Origin of the sequence: Massilia sp. DJPM01 (assembly GCF_030348125.1) — a bacterium.
Lineage (GTDB): Bacteria > Pseudomonadota > Gammaproteobacteria > Burkholderiales > Burkholderiaceae_D > Telluria_A > Telluria_A frigida.
Genome location: NZ_JAQOZV010000113.1, coordinates 1 through 5885 on the forward strand (window position 1 = coordinate 1; position 5885 = coordinate 5885).

Annotated in this window: 5 protein-coding genes; 1 reads left to right on the forward strand and 4 read right to left on the reverse strand. The window is 64.7% G+C overall.

From position 1 onward, the window contains the following. A partial coding sequence (locus tag PO883_RS33485) for a methyl-accepting chemotaxis protein (protein WP_289313641.1) occupies positions 1–1904 on the reverse strand: 1904 nt, incomplete at its 3' end. A 147-nt stretch (positions 1905–2051) separates the two neighbouring features. Then, a complete protein-coding gene (locus PO883_RS33490) occupies positions 2052–3353 on the reverse strand; it encodes an NCS2 family permease (protein WP_289313642.1) in 1302 nt (433 codons plus the stop codon). Positions 3354–3616: 263 nt separating this feature from the next. On the opposite strand from PO883_RS33490, the gene PO883_RS33495 reads away from it, so the two are divergent. Then, positions 3617–4765: an ABC transporter substrate-binding protein gene (locus PO883_RS33495; protein WP_289313643.1), complete on the forward strand. Its 1149-nt coding sequence runs from the start codon at positions 3617–3619 to the stop codon at positions 4763–4765. Between the two features lie 45 nt (positions 4766–4810). Here PO883_RS33495 and PO883_RS33500 read toward each other — a convergent pair whose 3' ends face one another. Together PO883_RS33500 and PO883_RS33505 are read right to left on the reverse strand one after the other, a co-directional pair. Further along, positions 4811–5437: a glycoside hydrolase family 25 protein gene (locus tag PO883_RS33500; protein WP_289313644.1), complete on the reverse strand. Its 627-nt coding sequence runs from the start codon at positions 5435–5437 to the stop codon at positions 4811–4813. 75 nt (positions 5438–5512) lie between these two features. Further along, a partial coding sequence (locus PO883_RS33505) for a hypothetical protein (protein WP_289313645.1) occupies positions 5513–5885 on the reverse strand: 373 nt, incomplete at its 5' end.

A 5885-nucleotide genomic window follows, 5' to 3' on the forward strand; every position in this document is an offset into this window, starting at 1 on the left:
GCCACTGCGGCAGGCGCGGCCAGCGGCGTGGCGCTCTCGTCGAGCTTGAACACGCTGACCACGCTGGCCAGATGGGCGGCCTGGTCCTGCAGCGATTTGGCTGCCGCGGCCGCTTCTTCCACCAGCGCCGCGTTCTGCTGGGTAGCGTCATCCATGGCGCTGATCGACTGGTTGATCTGGCCGATGCCCTGGCTCTGCTCGAAACTGGCGGCGGCGATCTCGCTCATCAGGTCGGCCACCTGCTGCACCGAGGTGACGATCAGGTGCATGGTCGCGCCGGCTTCGTCCACCAGGCGGCTGCCGGCATCGACCTTTTGCACGGAGTCGTCGATCAGGGTCTTGATTTCGCGCGCGGCGCCGGCCGAGCGCTGCGCCAGGTTGCGCACTTCGGAGGCGACCACGGCAAAGCCGCGTCCCTGCTCGCCGGCGCGTGCCGCTTCCACGGCCGCGTTCAGGGCCAGGATGTTGGTCTGGAAGGCGATGCCATCGATGACGCCGATAATGTCGGCGATCTTGCGCGAACTGTCGGTAATCGATCCCATCGTGCTGACCACCTGCCCCACCACGTCGCCGCCCTTGACGGCATGGGTGGAGGCGGACACGACCAGCTGATTGGCCTGGCTGGCGTTCTCGGCATTCTGCTTCACGGTCGAGGTCATCTGTTCCATGGCGGCCGCGGTTTGTTCCAGGCTGGAGGCTTGCGCTTCGGTGCGCCCCGACAAGTCCATATTGCCGGCCGCGATTTCGCTCGATGCGGCGGCGATGGTTTCGGTGCTGCCGCGCACCTGGCTGATGGTCAGGTTGAGCGAGGAGACGAAGCGGTTGAAGGCCTGCGCCAGTTCGCCCACTTCGTCGCCGCTCTCGACCGGCATGCGGCGGCTCAGGTCGCCATTGCCGCCGGCGATGTCGCTCAGCATGTGGGCGGCGCGCGCCACCGGGCCGGCGATCGCGCGGCTGATCAGGTAAATGACGAACAGGCCGATGCCGCCGCCGACCAGTGCCGCCACCAGGGCCGAGATGCTGGCGTCGCGCGCCACATTGCCCAGCACTTCGGCTTCCGGCACTTCGGCCACCACATACATGTTCAGTTCCGGCACAAAAGAGGACACCAGCATGCGCCGCGCCGCGCCGAGATCGGTTTCGGCATGGGTAAATTTGGCACTGACCAGCAAGGTCTTGCTCAGCGCCTCATCGTAACCCGGCAAATCCTTCAGATAGTGCTTGCCGTCGGCCAGGGCGGCATCGCGGTGCACCAGCACCAGGCCATTGGCGCGCACCAGCGACACGAAGCCGGACTGGCCGATGCGGTAGGCGCGGATGGTGTCGGCCAGGGCGGTCACCGACAGGCCCACCCCAGCCACGCCGAGCTTGCCGCCAGCGGCCTCGGCGCGGGTGTTGATGAACAGCATGAATTCATTCGACCCGACTTCCTTGTCCAGGTCCAGGGTGTAGGGCTTGCCGCTGGCCAGGAAGCCGTAAAACCATTGATCGGTGCCGGCGGCCTTGTCCAGGGTGCGGCTCAGGCCTTGTTCAGTCATGTACTTGCCGCTCGTATCGGAAATCCAGAACACGGTGGCGGCCTTGTTCTTGGCCTTGATCCGGCCGGCATAGGTTTTCCAGGCTTCCAGGCCGCTGTCGGGCAAGCCCTCCGCTTCCCATGCCTGCACATACGTGTTGTTGGCCAGCGCCAGCGAGGTGGCCAGCGGCACGGCGATCTGGCGCAGCACGTCGTTGCGGATTTCGCCTATCACCGACGGCAATTCCTGGTTGACGACCCGCTCGCGGATGCCGCGCCCGGTCATGGTGATGCTCAGGGTGGAGGAAATGACGACAAACAGGAGCAGACAGGCTGCCATGCTCAACATCAATTTCTTTTGAATCGAGAGGTGGCGTAACAGCGTCAAGGCGATGTCCTTTCGGTGACAGGGAGTCACAACGTAAGAACATATTCCTGTCTGGCTTGCGTCAGGTCAAGACCAAACGCAATTGCGTGTGCTATCGCTCCGGGAAGTGTTGCGTGCCTGTCGCAAGCTGGACAAACACGCAACTTCTCAGCCGGCGCCGAGGTAGATGAATTTGAACAGGAACACGCCCGCGATCACCCACACCGCCGCCTTGACCTCGCGCGCGCGCCCGGTCATCAGCTTGAGCACGGCGTAGGAAATGAAACCGAAAGCCACGCCCATCGCGATCGAGTAGGTGAACGGCATCGTCAGCGCGGTAATCGCGGCCGGAATGCTCTCGGTGGTGTCGTTCCAGTCGATCTCGCCCAGTTCGCGCAGCATCAAACAGGCCACGTACAGCAGCGCCGGGGCGGTGGCGTAGGCCGGCACTACCGATGCCAGCGGCGACAGGAACAGGCAGCCGAGGAACAGGATCGCCACCGCCACCGCGGTCAGGCCGGTGCGCCCGCCGGCCTGGACCCCGGCCGCGCTTTCGATGTAGGCCGTGGTGCTCGACGTGCCCAGGGTGGCGCCGGCCACGATGGCGCAGCTGTCGGCCAACAGGGCCTTGTTCAGGCGCGCCATCTTGCCGTTCACCAGCAGGCCGGCGCGGCTGGCCACGCCCATCAGGGTGCCGGTGGCGTCGAACAGTTCCACCAGGAAGAACACCAGCACCACGTTCAGGATGCCGACCGAGAGCGCGCCCATGATGTCGAGCTTGAACAAGGTCGGCGCCAGCGATGGCGGGGCCGACACCACGCCGATGAATTGATTGCCCGCGAAGAAAAAGCTGAGCACGGTGACCAGCAGGATGCCGATCAGGATCGCCCCTTTGACCTTGAGCTTGTCGAGCGCCACGATGACGAAAAAGCCGGTGATCGCCAGCAGGGCGGGCGCGGCGTGCAAGTCGCCCACGCCGAGCAGGGTGGCCGGATTGTCCACCACGATGCCGGCATTGCGCAGCGCGATCAGGCCGAGGAACAGGCCGATCCCCACCGAAATGGCGACCCGGACCGAGGGCGGAATGCCGTTGACGATGATTTCGCGCAGGCGAAACAGGCTCACCAGCAAAAACAGGCAGCCGGAAATGAACACCGCGCCCAGCGCCACCTCCCACGACAGCCCCATCTGCTTGACCACGACGTAGGCGAAATACGCATTCAAGCCCATCCCGGGCGCCAGGGCGATCGGATAATTGGCGTACAAGCCCATGATCAGGCTGCCCAGCGCGGCCGCCAGGCAAGTGGCGACGAACACCGCATCCTTGGGCATGCCGGCGTCGCCGAGGATGGAAGGGTTGACGAAGATGATGTAGGCCATCGTCAGGAAGGTGGTCAGCCCGGCCAGCAGCTCGGTGCGGACGTCGGTTCCATTTTCCTTGAGTTTGAAATGGTTTTCAAGTAACGACAAGATGGTCTCTCCTGGTGAATATGCATGAGGAATGAAAACAGCCGGGGTGCCGTCTGCGACCGTATCCTACCTGCTCGCGGCTGAACCGTATGAGTTGCGCATAAGCGCTATCCGTTCCGGCATATGGCAGGCGCAAATACAACAGTTAACTGTTGCAGTACCGCAAATTTGCCTTAAACTAAAGCGCCCTTGCCATAAACGCTATCAGTTTGCTTAACATCAGCAGTTTGCCTCTCACTCGACCAGAAGGAAAAGGACTACGCATGAAACCAAGCCATATCGCATTCGCAGCGGTCACGCTGTGCCTCGGCAGCGCCACGTTTGCCGCCGAGACCATCAAGATCGGCGCCCTGCTGCCGCTGACGGGCGGATCGTCTCCGCTCGGCCTGGCGGTGCGGGACGGCCAGCGTCTGGCGGTCGCGCACATCAATGCCCGTGGCGGTGTGCTGGGACGCAATCTGGAACTGGTCGAGCTGAACGACGAAAGCAAGCCGGAAAACGCGGCGCAAAACATGAAAGCCCTGCTGGCCAAGGGCGTGGTGGCTTGTTCCTGCGGCGTGAACACGGGCGTGGTGCTGGCTTACCAGCCGGTGATGCAAGCGGCCAAGCTGCCCAATATCGTGCCCGCCTCGGCCGGCACCAAGCTGACCAAGGCCTTCCAGAACGCGCCTGAAGGCAACTATACCTTCCGCGTACAGGCGTCCGACACCTTGCAGGCGCAGATGATGGTCGACTACGCGGTCAAGAAGGGCTACAAGAAAATCGCGCTGCTGCACGACACCACGCCGTACGGCATGGGCGGGCACGACGACATGGTCAAGCAGTTGCTGACCCACGACGTCAAGGCCGTTTCGGAGGCCAGCTTCAAGATCGGCGACACCGACATGTCGGCGCAGCTGGCCAAGGCCAAGGAAGCCGGGGCGCAAGTGCTGCTGGTGTACGGCATCGGCACCGAGCAGGGCCATATCGCCACGACCGGCGCCAAGCTGGGGCTGAACCTGCCGATCATCGGCTCGTGGGCCAACGCCACCGATTCCTTCATCAATGTGGCCGGCGCCCATGCCGAAGGGGCGATCTCGCCGCAAACCTTCGTGGAAGGCGCCAACTCGGCCTCGGGACGCGAATTCGAGGCGGCCTACCGCGCCGAATACAAGCGCCCGCGCATCACCAACCCGACCGCCGCAGCCGGAGGACACGATTCGATCCTGCTGCTGGCGGCCGCCATCCGCCAGGCCAACAGCACCGACGGCCCCAAGATCAAGGCCGCGCTGGAAAAGCTGAGCACTCCGGTGCCGGGCGCGATCGCGACCTACAAAATGCCGTTTTCGGACGACGACCACGAAGGCGTCAACCTGAGCAGCGCCCTGATGGCGATCTGGAAAAAAGGCGCGATCGTGCGCGCGCCGCTGTAACAGCGTCGCCTAGCGCGTCGCCTAGCGCGTCGCCTAGCGCGTCGCCTAGCGCGCGGGCCTGGCCAGTTGCGCCAGCGCCTGCGCGCTGCCATTGAACAGGTCGAGGTCGACCGCGCCGGCAATGCCGTCGAGCTTGCCGGTTTGCGAATGCTGCCAGATCGTATAGCCGCTCACGCCCTGCGGCAGGACCGGCGCCGCGGCGCTGGTGTATTCGGCGATCCACAGCGGAAAATCGGTGAGCGCCGCGCAACCGGCCAGGTTGCTGTTCCAGAAGGCGCGCGAGGAATAGATCAGCGGGGTGCAGGACAAGGCCTTGCGCACCTGCGTCAGCCAGGCCAGCGCGCAACTGTCGATGTCCGCGCATTGCATGCCGCACGCCTTTTCCACATCGAGCATGGGCGGCAGGTCGCCCGCTTGCGGGGTGCCCAGCAAGCCCAGGAAATGACGGGCTTGTTCGGCCCCGTCCACGTCCGCATGCAGAAAATGATAGGCCCCGCGCGCGATGCCGGCTGCGCGCATGGCCGCGTAGTTGACGCTGAAACAGGGATCGGTGACGCTGTTGCCTTCGCTCGCTTTGGCGTAGGCAAAATCGACTTGCTTTGCGACAGTTTGCCAGTCGATGCTGCCCTGGAAATGCGAAACGTCAATGCCCTTCAAGAACGTGGTGCTCATCGCGGCCTCCTGGCAAGTACCTGGACGGTCAGATTACCATCTTTCGACGCCGACACCAGCTGTACACCCGCACAGCTAGCGTTGCACCGCCGGCCCGGCGATCTCGCGCCGCAACTGTTCCAGGCGCCTGATCTTGGCTTCCACCCTGGCGATCTGCGCCGCCGGAATGCCAGCCGCGCGGGCCCGCTCGACATCGGCCTGCAAGCGCGGCACTTCAAGCTCGGCGGCGCTGGCGAAGGCGGCCAGCACGCGGGCATCCTGGCGTGCTTCGTACGCCCGGTAAGCCTGCGGATCGGCCAGCAGGGCGGCGCTCGGCCCGCTGCCAGCCCTGGTTGACGGGGCCAGCGGCGGCATGCGCGCGTCGCCGTGCCGGCGCGCATCGGCCATGCTGTCCCAGGCGGGGACAGGCGCGCTGCGCGCCAGCTCGCCCAGCCATTCCGCGCCCGCC

Bases quoted from the DNA above. Each gene is read 5' to 3' on its own strand.
- PO883_RS33500 (WP_289313644.1), bottom strand. From the start codon at position 5,437: ATGAGCACCACGTTCTTGAAGGGCATTGACGTTTCGCATTTCCAGGGC.
- PO883_RS33495 (WP_289313643.1), top strand. From the start codon at position 3,617: ATGAAACCAAGCCATATCGCATTCGCAGCGGTCACGCTGTGCCTCGGC.